This window comes from Pseudomonas sp. KK18, assembly GCF_037094675.1.
GTDB lineage: Bacteria > Pseudomonadota > Gammaproteobacteria > Pseudomonadales > Pseudomonadaceae > Aquipseudomonas.
Window position 1 is genome coordinate 6,615,545 of the sequence record NZ_CP146605.1, and the last position, 17,593, is coordinate 6,633,137.

General features: G+C 61.1%; 16 protein-coding genes. 4 read left to right on the forward strand and 12 right to left on the reverse strand.

The annotated features are described in order from the left end of the window. Window positions 1–11 precede the first annotated feature (11 nt). The 3 genes from pqqC to pqqE are packed head-to-tail and all read left to right on the forward strand — an operon-like array spanning window position 12 to window position 2,168. A complete protein-coding gene (pqqC, locus tag V6607_RS30125; RefSeq protein ID WP_003211042.1) occupies window positions 12–764 on the forward strand; it encodes a pyrroloquinoline-quinone synthase PqqC in 753 nt (250 codons plus the stop codon). Beyond that, on the forward strand, window positions 761–1,036 hold the full coding sequence (pqqD, locus tag V6607_RS30130; protein WP_003211043.1) for a pyrroloquinoline quinone biosynthesis peptide chaperone PqqD: 276 nt from the start codon (window positions 761–763) through the stop codon (window positions 1,034–1,036). Before pqqC ends, pqqD begins: the two co-directional genes overlap by 4 nt. After that, window positions 1,029–2,168, forward strand: a complete 1,140-nt coding sequence (gene pqqE / locus V6607_RS30135) for a pyrroloquinoline quinone biosynthesis protein PqqE (RefSeq protein WP_008434380.1) — start codon at window positions 1,029–1,031, stop codon at window positions 2,166–2,168. The genes pqqD and pqqE overlap by 8 nt, the downstream gene beginning before the upstream one ends. Window positions 2,169–2,175: 7 nt before the next feature. Here pqqE and V6607_RS30140 read toward each other — a convergent pair whose 3' ends face one another. Beyond that, window positions 2,176–2,334: a YqaE/Pmp3 family membrane protein gene (locus tag V6607_RS30140; protein WP_003211049.1), complete on the reverse strand. Its 159-nt coding sequence runs from the start codon at window positions 2,332–2,334 to the stop codon at window positions 2,176–2,178. A 186-nt stretch (window positions 2,335–2,520) separates the two neighbouring features. Next, a complete protein-coding gene (locus tag V6607_RS30145; RefSeq protein WP_134327420.1) occupies window positions 2,521–3,801 on the reverse strand; it encodes an aminotransferase class III-fold pyridoxal phosphate-dependent enzyme in 1,281 nt (426 codons plus the stop codon). Between the two features lie 209 nt (window positions 3,802–4,010). Here V6607_RS30145 and V6607_RS30150 point away from each other — a divergent pair, with 209 nt between their 5' ends. Beyond that, on the forward strand, window positions 4,011–4,901 hold the full coding sequence (locus V6607_RS30150; RefSeq protein WP_003211052.1) for a LysR family transcriptional regulator: 891 nt from the start codon (window positions 4,011–4,013) through the stop codon (window positions 4,899–4,901). A 226-nt stretch (window positions 4,902–5,127) separates the two neighbouring features. Here V6607_RS30150 and V6607_RS30155 read toward each other — a convergent pair whose 3' ends face one another. The 10 genes from V6607_RS30155 to bioB form a co-directional block, all read right to left on the reverse strand. Next, window positions 5,128–6,906: an acyl-CoA dehydrogenase C-terminal domain-containing protein gene (locus V6607_RS30155; protein WP_102370043.1), complete on the reverse strand. Its 1,779-nt coding sequence runs from the start codon at window positions 6,904–6,906 to the stop codon at window positions 5,128–5,130. 122 nt (window positions 6,907–7,028) lie between these two features. Continuing rightward, on the reverse strand, window positions 7,029–8,813 hold the full coding sequence (locus tag V6607_RS30160; RefSeq protein ID WP_087694737.1) for an acyl-CoA dehydrogenase C-terminal domain-containing protein: 1,785 nt from the start codon (window positions 8,811–8,813) through the stop codon (window positions 7,029–7,031). 90 nt (window positions 8,814–8,903) lie between these two features. Further along, window positions 8,904–10,193, reverse strand: coding sequence for a GGDEF domain-containing protein (locus V6607_RS30165; protein WP_023659318.1), 1,290 nt, complete (start codon window positions 10,191–10,193; stop codon window positions 8,904–8,906). 205 nt (window positions 10,194–10,398) lie between these two features. Continuing rightward, window positions 10,399–12,204 carry a phenylacyl-CoA dehydrogenase gene (locus V6607_RS30170; protein WP_134327421.1) on the reverse strand — a complete coding sequence of 602 codons (1,806 nt, stop codon included), beginning with the start codon at window positions 12,202–12,204 and terminating at the stop codon, window positions 10,399–10,401. A gap of 337 nt (window positions 12,205–12,541) precedes the next feature. Further along, window positions 12,542–12,823: a hypothetical protein gene (locus tag V6607_RS30175; protein ID WP_008434375.1), complete on the reverse strand. Its 282-nt coding sequence runs from the start codon at window positions 12,821–12,823 to the stop codon at window positions 12,542–12,544. A gap of 107 nt (window positions 12,824–12,930) precedes the next feature. Continuing rightward, a complete protein-coding gene (gene bioD, locus V6607_RS30180; protein ID WP_008434374.1) occupies window positions 12,931–13,611 on the reverse strand; it encodes a dethiobiotin synthase in 681 nt (226 codons plus the stop codon). After that, window positions 13,608–14,417 (reverse strand): malonyl-ACP O-methyltransferase BioC, encoded by an 810-nt coding sequence (bioC, locus tag V6607_RS30185; protein ID WP_134327422.1) that lies wholly within the window; start codon window positions 14,415–14,417, stop codon window positions 13,608–13,610. The genes bioD and bioC overlap by 4 nt, the downstream gene beginning before the upstream one ends. Next, window positions 14,410–15,141, reverse strand: a complete 732-nt coding sequence (locus tag V6607_RS30190) for an alpha/beta fold hydrolase (protein WP_134327423.1) — start codon at window positions 15,139–15,141, stop codon at window positions 14,410–14,412. The genes bioC and V6607_RS30190 overlap by 8 nt, the downstream gene beginning before the upstream one ends. Further along, window positions 15,134–16,312, reverse strand: a complete 1,179-nt coding sequence (gene bioF, locus V6607_RS30195; RefSeq protein ID WP_134327424.1) for an 8-amino-7-oxononanoate synthase — start codon at window positions 16,310–16,312, stop codon at window positions 15,134–15,136. The genes V6607_RS30190 and bioF overlap by 8 nt, the downstream gene beginning before the upstream one ends. A 153-nt stretch (window positions 16,313–16,465) precedes the next feature. Continuing rightward, window positions 16,466–17,521, reverse strand: a complete 1,056-nt coding sequence (gene bioB / locus V6607_RS30200; RefSeq protein WP_003211072.1) for a biotin synthase BioB — start codon at window positions 17,519–17,521, stop codon at window positions 16,466–16,468. Window positions 17,522–17,593: the final 72 nt, after the last annotated feature.

Here is a 17,593-nt window from a genome sequence, read left to right on the forward strand (position 1 = left end):
GAGCGAGCCAAATGACTGACACACCGCTGACCACCGCCGAGTTCGAACAGGCCCTGCGCGCCAAGGGCGCCTTCTACCATATCCATCACCCGTATCACGTGGCGATGTACGAAGGCCGCGCCACCCGCGAGCAGATCCAGGGCTGGGTCGCCAACCGTTTTTATTATCAGGTGAACATTCCCCTCAAGGACGCCGCGATCCTGGCCAACTGCCCGGACCGGGAGATTCGTCGTGAGTGGATCCAGCGCCTGCTGGATCACGACGGCGCTCCCGGCGAAGACGGCGGCATTGAAGCCTGGTTGCGCCTGGGACAGGCCGTCGGCCTCGACCCGGATCAACTGCGCTCCCAGGAGTTGGTACTGCCGGGCGTACGATTTGCGGTAGACGCCTACGTCAACTTCGCCCGCCGGGCCAGCTGGCAGGAAGCCGCCAGCAGTTCCCTGACCGAGTTGTTCGCCCCGCAGATCCACCAGTCGCGCCTCGACAGCTGGCCCCAGCATTACCCATGGATCGACCCCGCCGGCTACGAGTATTTCCGCACCCGCCTGGGCCAGGCTCGCCGGGATGTGGAGCACGGTCTGGCCATCACCCTGCAGCACTACACCACCCGCGAAGGCCAGGAGCGCATGCTGGAAATTCTCCAGTTCAAACTGGACATTCTTTGGAGCATGCTCGATGCAATGAGCATGGCTTATGAACTGAAACGCCCGCCGTATCACAGCGTGACCGATCAGCGTGTATGGCATAAGGGGATCACCCTATGAGCTTCGATCGCAGCAAAAAACCGACCTGGCGCCAGGGCTATCGTTTCCAGTACGAACCGGCGCAAAAAGGCCATGTGCTGCTGTACCCGGAAGGCATGATCAAGCTCAACGACAGCGCCGCCTTGATCGGTGGCTTGATCGACGGCGAGCGCGATGTCAGCGCAATCATCGCCGAGTTGGACAAGCAGTTCCCTGGCGTGCCCGAGCTCGGTGAAGACATCGAGCAATTCATGGAGGTTGCCCGTGCTCAGCACTGGATCGAACTTGCCTGACCTGCCACCCAAGCCGGAAATCGGCCTGCCGCTCTGGTTGCTGGCCGAGCTGACCTACCGCTGCCCGCTGCAATGCCCGTACTGCTCCAATCCGCTGGATTTTGCCGAGCAGGGCAAGGAACTGAGCACGGAACAGTGGATCAAGGTATTTCGTGAAGCCCGGGAAATGGGCGCTGCGCAACTGGGGTTTTCCGGCGGTGAGCCGCTGGTGCGCCAGGACCTCGCCGAACTGATCGCCGAGGCGCGCAAGCTGGGTTTCTATACCAACCTGATCACATCCGGCATCGGCCTCACCGAGCAGAAGATCAGCGACTTCAAGAAGGCCGGCCTGGACCATATCCAGATCAGTTTCCAGGCCAGTGACGAGCAAGTGAACAACTTGCTGGCCGGCTCGAAAAAAGCCTTCGCGCAAAAACTCGAAATGGCCCGGGCAGTGAAAGCCCATGGCTACCCGATGGTGCTGAACTTCGTCACCCATCGGCACAATATCGACAAGATCGACCGCATCATTGAGCTGTGCATTGCCCTGGAAGCGGACTTTGTCGAGCTTGCCACCTGCCAGTTCTACGGCTGGGCCCAGCTCAATCGGGTCGGCCTGTTGCCGACCCAGGAACAGCTGGTGCGCGCCGAACGCATCACCAACGAATACCGCGCCAAGCTCGAAGCCGAAGGCCACCCGTGCAAGCTGATATTCGTCACGCCGGATTACTACGAGGAACGCCCGAAAGCCTGCATGAATGGCTGGGGCAGCATCTTTCTGACAGTAACGCCGGACGGTACTGCCCTACCGTGCCACGGCGCCCGACAGATGCCGGTGCAATTTCCCAATGTGCGCGACCACAGCATGCAACACATCTGGTACGACTCGTTTGGCTTCAACCGCTTTCGCGGCTACGACTGGATGCCCGAGCCGTGCCGTTCATGTGACGAGAAGGAAAAGGACTTCGGTGGGTGCCGCTGCCAGGCGTTCATGCTGACCGGGGATGCCAGCAACGCCGACCCGGTGTGCAGCAAATCGGAGCACCACGGCATGATCCTCCAGGCCCGCGAAGAAGCGGAGCACGCCACCCAGACCATTGAGCAACTGGCCTTTCGCAATGAGCGCAACTCACGGCTGATCGCGAAAGGCTGAGGTCTTTTTAGCGTTTGGCGATGATGTACACCGCGTGCACGATACCCGGGATATAACCGCACAAGGTCAGCAGAATATTCAGCCAGAACGCGCCAGCGAAACCCACTTGCAGGAACACACCCAGTGGCGGCAGCAGAATGGCGATGATGATGCGAATGATATCCATGGGTTCAGCTCCAGAAAATCGGCTCGTGTGAGCCGTACAAGCTAATCGACCTTGGCCGTTGGTAAGGGTTCAGTGGGATCTGGCACTCAGCCATCGTCTAATTCGCGGACAAAAAAACGCCCCCAGCCAAAAGAATCAGGCTGGAGGCGCCGCGTATACCGCGAGACGGTTCAGGAAATATGGGACTTAAACGGCAATGCCCTTGCGGCATTGCAGCTGTGCAGTGCGCACCCGGGAGAAGGTACGGGCCAGACGCAGGAGCATTTCGTCGACGTTGCTTTTGCTCAATGTGAGCGCCGGGGTGAAGCGCAGGCAATCGGGTTGCGGCGCGCTCAGGATCAGGCCTTCACTGAGCGCGGCGTTTACCACCGCATCTGCCGAATCCTCCGACAGAGTCAGTCCCCACATCAGGCCCTGGCCGCGCAGTTCACCCTGGTCATAGCGATGCGCCAGGCGGGCAAGCCCTTCGCCCAGGTAAGTGCCGACCTCGCAGACGTGTTCAAGAAATCCGTGGTTCAGCACCGTATCAAGCACCGCCACACCGGCGGAAGCCATCAGCGCGTTGCCGTGGTGGGTGCCTTCCAGCTCACCCAGCTCAAAACAACACGCTTTGCCCCGTGCCAGCAACGCCGCCAGCGGCACACCGCCCCCCAAGCCCTTGCCCAGGGTGATGATGTCGGCGCGAACGCCATAGTACTGTTCGGCGAGCAACGTGCCACAACGGCCGGTGCCGGTTTGCACTTCATCGAGGATCAACAGGATTCCCAGCTCACGGCACAGGCGTTCGACACCCTTGAGGTAATGCTCGGTCGCGGGAATGACACCGGCATCGTTCTGGATCGGTTCCAGCATGATTGCCACGGTTTGCGCATCCACCGCCGCGTGCAGCGCCGGCAGGTCGTTGAACGGCACGTGGCTGAAGCCTGGCAACTGGGGCTCAAAACGGTTTTCACTGGCGGCTGCCGAGGCCGACATCGCGGCAAAGCTGCGGCCATGGCAACCGTTGCTCGCGGTGATGATGCGATAGGCGCCGCCACGGTGCAGTTGGCCCCATTTGCGCGCCAGCTTGATAGCCGCTTCGCAGGCTTCGGCGCCGCTGTTGAGCAGGTAGGCCTGGTCGCTGCCGGTGCGATGGCACAGGCGGTCGGCGAGGTTCAGTTGAACGCGGTTGTGCAGGCTGTTACCGGGATTGATCAGCGATTGGGCCTGATCGGCCAGCGCCTTGGTCACTGCCTGTGGGCTATGGCCCAGGCTGTTGGCGCCGCCACCCTGGCTGAAGTCGAGATAGGCGCGGTCTTCGCTGTCCCACAGCCAGGAGCCCTGGCCGCGTACAAACACCTGGGGCGGGCGGGCCACGCTGGGCATCAGGCAATCGCTGGAAAGATCGTCTCGCAGAGCCGGGGTCTTCGCCTCGAGGATCAGATCATCCAGGCTGGGGGCGGGGCGACGCAGGTTGAACAGGTTCATGGATGAACCTCTTTGGCAATCGCACCTTGGTCGGTATTACCGATAAACCCATGGCGGAGGTTTTTTGCCTTGCCTATGCAAACACCGTCAACATAAACACTACTCATCTTGCTTTCCGGCCCTGTAAGCCCTGTGAATAGGCGCTAGACTAGGCGCCTTGGGGGCACTCGGCCATTTCGATTTTCCAGCATTTTCGATAAGCATTACTTATGGATTTCAAGCAACTGCGTTATTTCGTCGCGGTGTACGAAGAAGGCCATGTGGGGCGGGCAGCGGAGCGCCTGTCGATCTCCCAGCCAGCTTTGTCGCAGCAGATTCGCCAGCTCGAGCAAAACCTTGATGTGAGCCTGTTCGAACGCAGCAGCAAGCGCCTGCTGCCGACCCTCGCCGCCCACACTTTGTATAACCACGCCCTGCCCTTGCTCGACGGTATGCAGCACGCGGTGGAAGCACTGCGCAACTTCAAGGGCCAGGCACTGCGCACCTTGGCGATCGGCGTGCTGCAAACCGTGCACACCAGCCTGGTGCCGCAGATGCTCGAACGAGTACGCAAGGCCCAGCCGCACCTGGTCGTACAGATCTACGAGCTGACCGGGATGGAAATCGAACGCCGGCTGCTCAACGGCTCGCTGGATATCGGCATCAGCTACCTGCCGCCACGCCAGCCGGGGCTGCACGGCGTGCTGCTGTATGAAGATGAACTGAAGGTGGTCATCCCGGCTGATCACCCGCTGCGGGAATTCAAGAAAGTCTCCCTGAAGCAAGCCGCCGAGTTACCCATGTTGCTGCTGGGGGAAGAGTTTCAGGTGCGCCAGATATGGCAAGGTCAATTGGCCAACCTGGGCCGACGCCCGCAAGTGCAGGCCGAGTTGAATACGATGGCGGGGATTCTCGACAGCCTGCCCCACACCAAGCTGGCGACGGTGCTTCCCGGACGCTCCCAGGATGAACACAACAGCAAGGCGTTGCTGTGGAAACCCTTGAGCGAACCACGGGTGCCGTTGAAAGTGGGGTTGGTGTGCCGGGATGTGCAGCGCCAGCAGGCGACGCTGGAATTGTTGCGCACGCTGCTGGAAGACGTGATGAACGCGCCCGCCTGACTTTTTCGCAGGCAAAAGAAAACCCCGCCGAAGCGGGGCTTTGCAGACTGTTTCCCTGACATCCATTTCACTCCGCCTTCCTGGCAGAATCCTACGTGTCCGTGTTGTTGCTTTGCGCTTCCTGCGCGACGTCCATGTGAAGTAGATTATCCGTGGATCCAATTTGGCGATAGAGGACGAATAGCAGCACGTCATGTAAGAGAATGCTTACACGCCCTCCAAGTCCTTAGAACAGTGCTTCATCCAGCAAGAACAGCGATTCGCTACCGGCTTTTACCGAGGCGCTGAGGGACGCGATCCGCGGCAGCAAGCGCGCAAAGTAGAAACGCGCGGTGCCCAGCTTGCTCGCGTAGAAGTCTTCCTGAGCCTCTTTACCGAGAGCCGCCTTGGCCATCAGGGCCCACATGTAGGCATAAGCCATGTAGCCGAACGCGTGCAGGTATTCCACGGATGCCGCGCCGATTTCATTCGGGTTGGATTTGGCGCGGTCCAGCAGCCAGGCGGTCAGTTCGTCCAGGTCATCCACGGCCGCGTTCAGCGGCTTGGTGAATTCGGCCAGTTCGGCGCCGGCAGTGGCGGTGAAATGGCGGATCTCATCAGCGAACAGCTTGTAGAACGCTCCACCGCTACCGACGATCTTGCGTCCCACCAGGTCCAGGGCCTGAATGCCGTTGGTGCCTTCGTAGATCTGGGTGATGCGCACATCACGCACCAGTTGCTCCTGGCCCCATTCGCGAATGTAGCCGTGGCCGCCGAAAATCTGCTGGCCGTGCACGGTGGTTTCCAGGCCCAGGTCGGTCAGGAACGCCTTGGCAACCGGGGTCAGCAGAGCAACCAGATCGTCCGCGCGTTTGCGGGCGGTGGCGTCTTCGCTGAACTTGGCGGTGTCGAGCTGCATCGCCACATAGGTGGAGAACGCACGGCCACCTTCGTTCGAGGCTTTCATGGTCAGCAGCATGCGCCGCACGTCCGGGTGGACGATGATTGGGTCAGCGACCTTGTCCTTGGCTTTCGGACCGGTTGGCGAACGGCTTTGCAGGCGGTCGCGCGCATATTCGATAGCGTTCTGATAAGAGCGCTCACCGGAGGCCAGGCCCTGGATGCCCACACCCAGGCGCTCGTAGTTCATCATGGTGAACATCGCGGCCAGGCCACGGTTCGGCTCGCCCACCAGGTAGCCCACGGCTTCGTCGAAGTTCATCACGCAGGTCGCAGACGCCTGGATGCCCATCTTGTGTTCGATGGAGCCGCAGGTCACCGGATTGCGCGCCCCCAGGCTGCCGTCGGCATTGACCATGAACTTGGGCACCAGGAACAGCGAAATACCCTTGGGACCCGCCGGTGCGTCCGGCAGCTTGGCCAGCACCAGGTGGATGATGTTCTCGGTGAGGTCGTGCTCGCCACCGGTGATGAAGATCTTGGTGCCGCTGACCTTGTAGGAACCGTCTGCCTGAGGCTCGGCCTTGGTCCGAATTATCCCAAGGTCAGTGCCGGCATGAGGCTCGGTCAGGCACATGGAACCGGCCCACACGCCGGAGTACATATTCGGCAGATAAGTGGCCTTGAGCTCTTCACTGGCGTGGGTGTTGATCGACACGCAGGCGCCGGAGGTCAGCATCGGGTACAGGCCGAAGGCCAGGCCCGAGGAGTTGATCATCTCTTCTACCTGGGCCGACACTGCCTTGGGCATGCCCATGCCGCCGTACGCCGGGTCGCCGCCAACACCTACCCAACCGCCTTCAGCGTAGGTTTTGTAGGCGTCCTTGAAGCCAGCCGGGGTGAAGACCGCGCCATTCTCCCAGCGGCAGCCTTCTTCGTCGCCGCCGCGGCTGAGCGGGGCGACGGTCTTGGAGGTGACTTTGCCGGCTTCTTCGAGGATTGCCTCAACGGTCTCGGCGTCGACGGTTTCTGCCAGCGCGGGCAGTTGGGCCCAGAGTTTGGCGACCTCGAAAACTTCGTTGAGGACGAAGCGCATATCGCGCAGCGGCGCTTTGTAGTCAGCCATGGCAAACCTCGTGAGAACTTTAACGTTATTCGGGTGGGGTCGGTTTTACAGACCCCGAGTGTAACCGAACAACTTTTGTGACACATAGGGTCTGCTTGTGACCAACAAGTATTTTACGGTCACTAAAGCGCAAACAGCTCCGCCGGCAGACTCATCAGGCACTCACTGCCCGCCTCCACCGCCGCCCGGTGCGCGGCCGTGCGCGGTAGCAGGCGCTTGAAGTAGAACTCGCAGGTCGCCAGCTTGCCTCGGGCGTAATCGGCATCACCGCTACCGCTGTCCAACTGCTCTTGTGCCACCAGCGCCATGCGCAGCCACAAGTAGGCAAGGATGATGTAGCCGCTGTACATCAGGTAATCCAGGGCTGCGGCGCCGACTTCATCCGGGTTTTTCATGGCTGCCATGCCTACCTTGACCGTCAGCTCACCCCACTGCTGATTCAACTGGTTGAGCTGAGCCACATGGGCCTTGAGTTGCGGATGTTCGGCGTTGGCCGCGCAAAACTTGTGGACGATTTTGGTAAAGCCGCGCAGCAGCTTGCCCTGGCTGCCGAGCACCTTGCGCCCGAGCAAATCCAGGGCCTGGATGCCGTTGGTCCCTTCATAGATCGGCGCAATCCGGCAATCGCGAACCAGTTGCTCCATGCCCCATTCACGAATGAAGCCATGGCCACCGAACACCTGCATGCCGTGGTTGGTCACCTCCAGCCCGGTTTCGGTCATGAACGCCTTGCAGATCGGCGTAAGGAAGGCCAACAGGTCTTCGGCTTCCTGGCGTTGCCCCTCGTCGCCACTCAGGTGTGCGGTATCGAGCAACTGTGCCGAGAAGTAGGTCAATGCGCGGTTGCCTTCATTGAAGGCTTTCATGGTCAGCAACATGCGCCGCACATCCGGGTGGACGATGATCGGATCAGCGGCTTTTTCGGGTGCCTTGGCGCCGGTCAGCGAGCGCATCTGCAAGCGGTCGTTGGCGTACTTGATCGCACCCTGGAAGCTCGCTTCCCCCAGGCAAAGGCCCTGCATGCCGGTGCCCAGGCGCGCATGGTTCATCATGGTGAACATGCAGTTGAGGCCTTTGTTCGCCTCACCGATCAGGAAACCCCGGGCGCCATCGAAGTTCAGCACACAGGTGGCCGACGCCTTGATGCCCATCTTGTGCTCGATGGAGCCGCAACTCATCGTGTTGCGCTCGCCCGAGTCGGCATGGAACTTGGGCACGATAAACAGCGAGATTCCCTTGGTGCCGGCCGGCGCATCCGGCAGCTTGGCCAGCACCAGGTGGATGATGTTGTCACTCATGTCATGCTCGCCGGCCGAGATGAAAATCTTGCTGCCGGTGACTGCATAACTGCCGTCGGCCTGCGGTACGGCGCGGGTCTTGATCAGGCCCAGGTCGGTGCCGCAATGGGCTTCAGTCAGGCACATGGTGCCGGTCCACTGGCCCGCGGTGAGTTTGCTCAGGTAGGTGTTTTTCTGCTCTTCAGTGCCGTGGGCACGGATCGCCGACATCGCACCGTGGGTCAGGCCAGGGTACATGCCCCAGGACGTATTGCTGGAGGAGATCATCTCCGCGAGCACCAGGCCCAGGGACATTGGCAAGCCCTGCCCGCCGTAGGCCGGGTCAGCCGCCAAACCGTGCCAGCCGCCTTCCACGTACTGCGCGAAGGCTTCCTTGAAGCCCTTGGGCGTGGTCACCACACCGTTGTCGAAATGGCAGCCTTCTTCATCGCCGGAGCGGTTCAACGGCGCCAGGACGTTTTCGCAGAACTTCGCACCTTCCTCGAGGATCGCGCCGACCATGTCCGGGCTGGCATCGCTTGCACCCAGCGCGGCGTAGTGGCCGTGGAAGTCAAAGACGTGATCGATCAGAAAGCGCATGTCGCGCAGGGGAGCTTTATAGTCAGGCATGGCAATGTCTCCGGCAGCAGATGCCTTCAACCTACTGCCCCACGGCCCACCGGACAATCACTGTAGGGCCGCTGAATACACCACCATCACTCAACCGGCAGCGCTGTCCATGCGGACCGCGCCGCGGCGGGTCTGCCCCGCAGCGACCACGCAGTTACGCCCCGCGCCCTTGGCGTTGTACAGCGCCTGGTCGGCGGATTTGAGCACTTCTTCAGGGCTGCGCTGCTCGGCCTGGCGTTCGGCCACGCCGATGCTGACGGTCACCGACACGCTGGAAGCGCCATTGCCTACACGACGCTGGCGCCCCTGCTGGTCGTCGTGGGGACGGTCCGGGTTACGCAGCTTGATGTCGTAGTTGGCGATGATTTCGCGGATCTCTTCCAGGTGCGGCAGGCATTCATCCAGGGTCTTGCCGGCGAATACCACGGCAAATTCCTCACCGCCATAGCGGTAGGCCCGGCCGCCGCCGTTGACCTTGGACAGCTTGCTGGCCACCAGGCGCAGTACCTGGTCGCCCACGTCGTGGCCATGGGTATCGTTGAAACGCTTGAAGTGATCGACGTCGCCCATGGCCAGCACATAATTGCGCCCCAGGCGTTGCATGCGCTCATTGAGCGCGCGGCGGCCCGGCAACCCGGTCAGCTCGTCACGGAAGGCCATTTGATAAGCCTCGTGGGCCACCCCGGCAGCGATCATCAGCATCACCTGGCTGCACATGATGTTCAGGGTGAACGGCAGGATGAACGTCTGCGGCAACATCCAGAACAAGCCCAGCAACCCTACCAGCTGCGCGGCGTGCAGCGGTCTTGGTTGATACCAGTACTGCGCGGCCAGGGTCACAAAACCAATCAGGAACATCGGATAGGACAGCTGGATCAGGCTCATCCAGCGTCCATGCAAGGCGGGCCAGCGAATTTCGGCCAACCAGCTTAACAAGGCATGGGGGAAACTTTGTTCAAGGGCAAGCGCCACGCTGCCTACCGCAAACAGCACCGCGCAGCGTGCGACGAAGTCGCGAAACAGGTGGGTTTTTTCTTGCCAGACCGCGTAGATGCCGAACAGCAACGGTAACAACAGGCAACACAGATGGAAGACCACGGCCGCGTCGTCCCGCACGCGACCGTTATCGCGGTAGTAATCGGTCTGGGTATCCAGCAGGAAATAGACCACGTACACCGTGATCATCAGGAACAGCTCTCGCTGGCGCCGGTAGACCGCGCAGTACGAGCCGCCCAGCAGCAGCACGAGGGTCGGCAGCACATTGAACAGTGAAGTGAAGAACACATTGAGATCCTTCACATACGCAGCCGAGAGCCCCGCCAGCAGTAAAAGCAGTGAAGGTAAAAAATGACTGAAACGTACAGCAGACGCGCGCGACAAGGGTAAAGCTCCGACCCACAAAAAAAGATGGCACAGTGCCTTCACTGATCACAGTTAAGCACATTCAATGTGATGCGTATCACATTGCCATCACTGTAACGGCCGCTCGGAGCAATCCCTGAGTGCGGTACTGTGGTTTTTTATCGCGCAAAAAAAACCGCCGCTCCCGAAGGAGTGGCGGCTTTTGAAGCGAACTGGCCGAGGCTTAGTAGCCCAGGTCGAAGTTCTCTTCTTTCATGTCCATCAGGTTGTTGGCGCCCGACAGCATGGTTGCAACGTGGGTGCGGGTACGCGGCAGGATGCGCTGGAAGTAGAAGCGCGCAGTCTGCAGCTTGGCGGTGTAGAAGCCTTCTTCGGTGGTGCCGGCAGCCAGTTTCTCGGCGGCCAGGCGGGCCATGTCGGCCCAGAAGTAAGCCAGGCAGGCATAACCGGAGTACATCAGGTAATCCACCGAAGCGGCACCGACTTCTTCGCGGTCTTTCATGGCCGCCATGCCGACCTTCATGGTCAACTCGCCCCACTCTTTGTTCAGTGCCGCCAGCGGTGCAATGAATTCCTGTACCGCTTCGTTGCCTTCGTTGGCCTGGCAGAACTTGTGGACGATCTTGGTGAAGCCCTTCAGCGCTTCGCCCTGGGTCATCAGCACTTTGCGGCCCAGCAGGTCGAGGGCCTGAATGCCGGTGGTGCCTTCGTACAGCATCGAAATGCGGCTGTCGCGAACGTTCTGCTCCATGCCCCACTCGGCGATGAAGCCGTGGCCGCCGTAGATTTGCACGCCGTGGTTGGCGGCTTCAAAACCGACTTCGGTCATGAACGCCTTGGCGATCGGGGTCATGAAGGCCAGCAGTGCGTCAGCCTGTTTCTTGGCTTCGTCGTCAGTGCCGTACTTGACCACGTCAACCTGCTTGGCGGTGAAGTACACCATCGCGCGGTTGCCTTCGGCGAAGGCTTTCATGGTCAGCAGCATGCGGCGCACGTCAGGGTGCACGATGATCGGGTCAGCGGCCTTGTCTGGCGCTTTCGGGCCAGTCAGGGAGCGCATTTGCAGGCGGTCGCGAGCGTATTTGAGGCCGCCCTGGAAGCCGATTTCAGCGTGGGACAGGCCTTGCAGCGCGGTGCCCAGGCGAGCGGTGTTCATAAAGGTGAACATGCAGTTCAGGCCTTTGTTCGCCGGGCCGATCAGGAAACCGGTGGCCGCGTCGAAGTTCATCACGCAGGTGGCGTTGCCGTGGATACCCATCTTGTGTTCCAGGGAACCACAGGACACCGCGTTGCGTTCGCCAATCGAACCGTCGGCGTTTGGTACGAACTTGGGAACGATGAACAGCGAAATGCCTTTGGTGCCAGCCGGTGCGTCCGGCAGGCGAGCCAGCACGATGTGGACGATGTTGTCGGCCATGTCGTGTTCGCCGGCCGAGATGAAGATCTTGGTACCGGAAACCTTGTAGGAACCATCAGCCTGAGGCTCGGCCTTGGTGCGCAGCATGCCCAGGTCGGTGCCGCAGTGCGGTTCGGTCAGGCACATGGTGCCGGTCCACTCGCCCGACACCAGTTTGGTCAGGTAAGCCTCTTGCTGCTCGGGGGTGCCGTGCTCGGAAATGGTGTTCATCGCGCCATGGGACAGGCCCGGGTACATGCCCCACGACCAGTTGGCTTCGCCGACCATTTCGCTGACCGCCAGGCCCAGGGATTCCGGCAGGCCCTGGCCACCGTGCGCCACGTCGTGGGCCAGGCTTGGCCAGCCGCCTTCAACGAACTGTTTGTAGGCTTCTTTGAAACCGGTAGGGGTCTTAACGCCTGACTCGCTCCAGGTGCAACCTTCGATATCACCCACGCGGTTCAGCGGTGCCAGTACCTGCTCACAGAACTTGGCGCCTTCTTCGAGAATGGCGTCAACCATGTCCGGGGTAGCGTCCTGGCAAGCCGGCAGGCTCTGATAGTGCGCTTCATAGCCAAGCAGTTCGTCACGAACGAAGCGAATATCACGCAAGGGGGCCTTGTAGTCAGGCATAGCGATAAACCTCTGCTGATGTATCTGGGATGAACAACCGCATGGATGTGTTGTGGCGGTCAAACAGTTGTTTGAAACATACGTTTACGACCAATCCTTGTCAAGCGTCGCGCAAACGCCGTTTGTCATGACGCAGGTCAACGTCAGGCACGGCAAGGCCTGCAGCGAAATGCCGCATGACGATTCAGGGGGAAAAAGATTATTGAGCGGTGAAGATCAATGTGGGAGCTGGCTTGCCTGCGATGCGGGCGCCGCGGTCTATCAGAAGGATCGAGGTGACGCTATCGCAGGCAAGCCAGCTCCCACAGAGAAGCCAGCTCGCACGATAAGAGGGGGGTTATGCGTAAGTATCGATCAACGTGCCGAGCATTTCGTCGGAAGCCTTGGCGACTTTGGCGCCCAGTTCAACCTGGAACTTGCCTTGGGCCATCTCGACCATGTTGCTCGCCGAGTTGCTGGCCTGATTGGCGTCTACCGAACGCAAACGATCATTTTGCGCGTCCGAAGGCTGGGAAGTGGCGGCGCTGGCAATCTTGCCGGCGGCCTGGTCGACACGGTTCTGCCCGGTCTGAATCGCGCTCAGTCCCGAGTAAAACGCACTGCTACCAGAGATTTCCATGGCGTGAACCTGCCTATAAGAGAATCGTGAACTGTTATTGAAGCAGACCTACCGGCAAAACGCCCGTCAAAAACACTAATGGCATAATGCCTTCGCGATAGGCAAAACTAGTCAAGCAGGTCCAGTTGCAAGTACGCGGCGACCGCTTCGGCGCTGGGATGCTTGAGCTTGGGCACCCTTCCCAGGCATGGCGCGGGGAGTCGTTCAGCCAGGGTCGCGAGGTTTTCTTCCAGACGAGAGGTCTTGGGGTCGATGATATTGGCCACCCAGCCCGCCAGCGGCAACCCGTCCCGGGCGATGGCTTCTGCGGTCAACAACGCGTGACTGATACACCCCAGCCGCACACCCACCACCAGGATCACCGGCAGCTTCAGCGCCTGGGCCAGGTCCGACAAATTGTCCTGGTCCGCCAATGGCACACGCCAGCCGCCCGCACCTTCGATCAAGGTGAAGTCCGCCTGCTTGGCGAGAACGTGCTGCATGGGCTTCAACAACGACTGCACCGTCAGCGCCACGCCGGCTTCACGGGCCGCCAGATGCGGCGCGATGGCCGGCTCGAAGGCCACCGGGTTGACCTCGGCATAACTCAACGGCAACGAACACTCGGCCAGCAACGCCAGGGCGTCCGAATTGCGCAGGCCCTTGGGCGTCAGCTGGCACCCAGAGGCTACCGGCTTGCCCGCCGCCGTACTTTTGCCGGCTTGCCGCGCGGCATGCAGCAGGCCGGCAGCGACGGTGGTCTTGCCGACGTCGGTGTCGGTCCCCGTGATGAAGTAAGCGGCATTCATAGAGGTTTCTCCAGGACGGCGTACACCACTTGATAAGTTGCCGGCAGGCCCTGGGCCTGGCGGAACTGCTCGTAGGCTTGCACCAGTGCAACAATCCGCGCCCGGCCCGTCAACCCTCCTGGGCGCCCCGGGTTCAGATTGTGCGCACCCAACGCTTTCAGTTCGTGGGTCAGGCTGCGCACGTCGGGGTAATGCAACACGTGGGGACACTGCTCCAGGCTGCGCACCCGCAAACCACTGGCTGCGCACAGTTGCTCATAAGCACTGAACGGCCGGAAGCGGTTCACATGAACCATGCCATCCGCTGCGCGCCAGCTTTCGCGCAACTCATCCAGCGTACCCACGCAGAGGCTGGCAAACGCCAGCACGCCGCCGGGCTGCAATACGCGCCGCGCTTCGCTGAGCACTGCGGCAAAATCCGAGCACCACTGCACCGCCAAACTGGAGTAAATCAGCCCGCAACTGGCGTCCTGCAACGGCAAGCGCTCGGCATCGCCAGCGATGAAATGTTGTGCACCGCCCAGCGGCCGGGCGTGTTTGAGCATGCCCTCGGCGATATCCAGGGCGAAACCCTGGCTACCCGCAAATGACTGGCCCAGCACACGACTGAAATAACCCGTGCCGCAGCCCAGGTCCAGCCAGCGTTGTGGAGAAAGACCTTCGGGCAAACGCCGCAGCAGCTCGCTGCCCACCGCACGCTGCAACTCGGCAACGCTGTCGTAACTGGCGGCTGCGCGGGAAAAGGAGGCCGCTACCTGGCGCTTGTCTGGCAAGCCGCCGGGCAGCACATGGGACAAATCAGTCATCACCGCACTCATGCAAAAAAGCCTGGATGGCCCCCGCCACACCGTGGGGGTCCTCCAGTAGAAAAGCGTGACCGGCCTGTTCAATCAGGCCGATTTCAACGTCAGGCAACAAGGCGAACAACTCACTCGCCACTTCAGCCGGAACCAGCCCGTCCAGCCCGGCAAACAGATGCAACTGCGGCCCTTGAAAGTCGACCAACGCCTGACGGGTGTCCAATCGGCCCAACAGCTCCAGACCACTGAGCAAGGTCTGCGCGGAGGTTTTAGGGGCACCCGCCAGCAATAACCGAGCAAGTGATCGGGGATCGCTGGAACCCCGGGCGCAAAGCAGACTGAAGCGTTTTAACGTCGCAACCGGATCAAGGCGGCAACCGTCAAGAAACGCAATAAAATCCTCTTCGTGCATGCCATGGTCCCAGCGGGGCCAGGCCACGAAGCTTGCGTTGCTGGCAAAGGTGAGCAAACCGCAACAATGATCACCGCGCCGGGCGGCCAACTCGGCAGCAAGCATGCCGCCGAGGGACCAACCACCCAGCCAGACGTCTTGGGGCAAGGTCGAATCCAGCTCATCGAGCCACTCTTGAAGGTCGTCCGACTCCACGTCCGGCAACGGTTCGATCTGCACCTGCCAGTGTTCATCCAGCCCCTGCAACGCCGCCGCCAGCGGTTCCAGCGGCGAAACGCCGAGGCCCCAGCCAGGCAGCAATATCAGTCGATCACGCATGGTCGGGCTCCTGGCCTAACAAGCAGAAACACTCTTCCAATGCGCTTAACAATAGCTGCACCTGGGCTTCACTGTGGGCCGCCGTGAGAGTCACCCGCAGACGGGCACTGCCGGCGGGCACGGTCGGTGGGCGGATCGCGGTGACCATCAGCCCGCGCTCGCGCAGCATCTGCGACAAACGCACGGCGCGGGCACTGTCGCCAATCATGATCGGCTGGATCGGCGTGAAACTGTCCATCAGTTCCAGGCCAATCTGCTCGGCGCCCTGGCGGAACTGGCGGATCAGCCCATTGAGATGCTCCCGCCGCCAATGCTCGGTGCGCAGCAATTCCAGGCTTTTCAGCGTGGCGCAGGCCAATGCCGGCGGTTGGCTGGTGGTGTAGATATACGGGCGGGCGAACTGGATCAGGCTTTCGATCAGCTCTTCGCTGCCCGCGACAAACGCGCCGGCGGTACCGAAAGCCTTGCCGAGGGTGCCGACCAGCACCGGCACATCTTCCTGGCTCAAGCCAAAATGCTCGACGATCCCGCCACCGTTGGCGCCCAAAGGCCCGAAGCCATGGGCGTCATCCACCATCAACCATGCGCCCTTGGCCCGGGTTTCACGGGCCAGCGCCGGCAAGTCGGCCAGGTCACCGTCCATGCTGAACACGCCGTCGGTCACCACCAGCGTATTGCCGGTGGCTTTCTCCAGGCGCTTGGCCAGGCTTTCAGCATCGTTGTGCAGGTAACGATTGAAGCGCGCACCCGAGAGCAAACCGGCATCCAGCAACGAGGCGTGGTTAAGGCGGTCTTCCAGCACCGTATCGCCCTGCCCCACCAGCGCGGTGACGGCGCCAAGGTTAGCCATGTAACCGGTGGTGAATAGCAGCGCCCGCGGGCGACCAGTGAGGTCGGCCAGGGCCTCTTCCAGTTCATGGTGCGGCGTGCTGTGGCCGATCACCAGATGCGAAGCGCCGCCACCCACGCCCCAGCGAGCCGCGCCCGCGCGCCAGGCTTCAATCACTTGCGGGTGATTGGCCAGGCCCAGGTAATCGTTGTTGCAGAACGCCAGCAACGGCTGGCCGTCGACCACCACGTCAGGGCCTTGCGGGCTCTGCAGCAGTGGACGTTGGCGATACAGGTGTTCGGCACGACGAGCCGCAAGACGCGCGGCGAGATCGAAAGACATGAGACCTCGGTAGATCAGGTTGAACGCAGTCAAAAATGTGGGAGCGGGCTTGCTCGCGAAAGCAGTGGATCAGTCAGCTTATGTATTGGCTGACACACCGCCTTCGCGAGCAAGCCCGCTCCCACATTTGGATGGCATTCCAAAGTGGACGTATCAAACAGCCGCGTTATAGAACTGCTCGCTGCTCTTCTGCTCCACCAGCGCCTGCTCGATCGCCGCCTGGTGCACTTCATCGGCGTGCTCTTCACGAGCTTCCGGCAAGATGCCCAGGCGCGAGAACAGTTGCATGTCCTTGTCCGCCTGCGGGTTGGCAGTGGTCAGCAGCTTGTCGCCGTAGAAAATCGAGTTGGCGCCAGCAAAGAATGCCAGGGCCTGCATCTGCTCGTTCATCGCCTCACGCCCGGCCGACAGCCGCACATGGGACTGCGGCATCAGGATGCGCGCCACCGCCAGCATGCGGATGAAGTCGAACGGGTCGATGTCGTCGGCGTTTTCCAGCGGCGTGCCGGCAACTTTCACCAGCATGTTGATCGGCACCGATTCCGGATGCTCCGGCAGGTTGGCCAACTGGATCAGCAGGTTGGCGCGATCGTCCAGGGACTCGCCCATGCCGAGGATGCCGCCGGAGCAGATCTTCATCCCCGAATCACGCACGTACGCCAGGGTTTGCAGACGCTCACCGTAGGTGCGGGTGGTGATGATCGAACCGTAGAACTCCGGCGACGTGTCGAGGTTGTGGTTGTAGTAATCGAGGCCGGCCTGGGCCAGGGCTTCGGTCTGGTCCTGATCGAGACGGCCGAGGGTCATGCAGGTTTCCAGGCCCATGGCTTTCACGCCTTTGACCATCTCCAGCACGTAGGGCATGTCTTTGGCTGACGGATGCTTCCAGGCGGCGCCCATGCAGAAACGGGTCGAACCGATGGCCTTGGCGCGAGCGGCCTCTTCGAGGACCTTCTGCACTTCCATCAGCTTCTCTTTTTCCAGGCCCGTGTTGTAGTGGCCCGACTGCGGACAATATTTGCAATCTTCCGGGCAGGCGCCGGTCTTGATCGACAGCAGCGTGGAAACCTGGACGCGGTTGGCGTCGAAATGCGCGCGGTGCACGGTCTGCGCCTGGAACAACAGGTCGTTGAAGGGCTGTACGAACAGCGCTTTGACTTCGGCTAAAGACCAATCGTGACGCAGGTTGGCAGTGATGCTGGCGCTCATGGGCGATTCCTTGATTATGCTTTGGCAAGCCCTGTGGGAGTAATACCCACAGGTACGACACGGATGCTCGGC

Excerpts from the sequence above, each read along its gene's own strand:
- V6607_RS30175 (WP_008434375.1), bottom strand. The coding sequence starts at position 12,823 with ATGGAAATCTCTGGTAGCAGTGCGTTTTACTCGGGACTGAGCGCGATT.
- V6607_RS30160 (WP_087694737.1), bottom strand. The coding sequence starts at position 8,813 with ATGCCTGACTATAAAGCTCCCCTGCGCGACATGCGCTTTCTGATCGAT.
- V6607_RS30170 (WP_134327421.1), bottom strand. The coding sequence starts at position 12,204 with ATGCCTGACTACAAGGCCCCCTTGCGTGATATTCGCTTCGTTCGTGAC.
- bioD (WP_008434374.1), bottom strand. The coding sequence starts at position 13,611 with ATGAATGCCGCTTACTTCATCACGGGGACCGACACCGACGTCGGCAAG.
- V6607_RS30155 (WP_102370043.1), bottom strand. The coding sequence starts at position 6,906 with ATGGCTGACTACAAAGCGCCGCTGCGCGATATGCGCTTCGTCCTCAAC.
- pqqD (WP_003211043.1), top strand. The coding sequence starts at position 761 with ATGAGCTTCGATCGCAGCAAAAAACCGACCTGGCGCCAGGGCTATCGT.
- bioF (WP_134327424.1), bottom strand. The coding sequence starts at position 16,312 with ATGTCTTTCGATCTCGCCGCGCGTCTTGCGGCTCGTCGTGCCGAACAC.
- bioB (WP_003211072.1), bottom strand. The coding sequence starts at position 17,521 with ATGAGCGCCAGCATCACTGCCAACCTGCGTCACGATTGGTCTTTAGCC.
- V6607_RS30145 (WP_134327420.1), bottom strand. The coding sequence starts at position 3,801 with ATGAACCTGTTCAACCTGCGTCGCCCCGCCCCCAGCCTGGATGATCTG.
- pqqC (WP_003211042.1), top strand. The coding sequence starts at position 12 with ATGACTGACACACCGCTGACCACCGCCGAGTTCGAACAGGCCCTGCGC.
- V6607_RS30190 (WP_134327423.1), bottom strand. The coding sequence starts at position 15,141 with ATGCGTGATCGACTGATATTGCTGCCTGGCTGGGGCCTCGGCGTTTCG.
- V6607_RS30140 (WP_003211049.1), bottom strand. The coding sequence starts at position 2,334 with ATGGATATCATTCGCATCATCATCGCCATTCTGCTGCCGCCACTGGGT.
- V6607_RS30150 (WP_003211052.1), top strand. The coding sequence starts at position 4,011 with ATGGATTTCAAGCAACTGCGTTATTTCGTCGCGGTGTACGAAGAAGGC.
- bioC (WP_134327422.1), bottom strand. The coding sequence starts at position 14,417 with ATGACTGATTTGTCCCATGTGCTGCCCGGCGGCTTGCCAGACAAGCGC.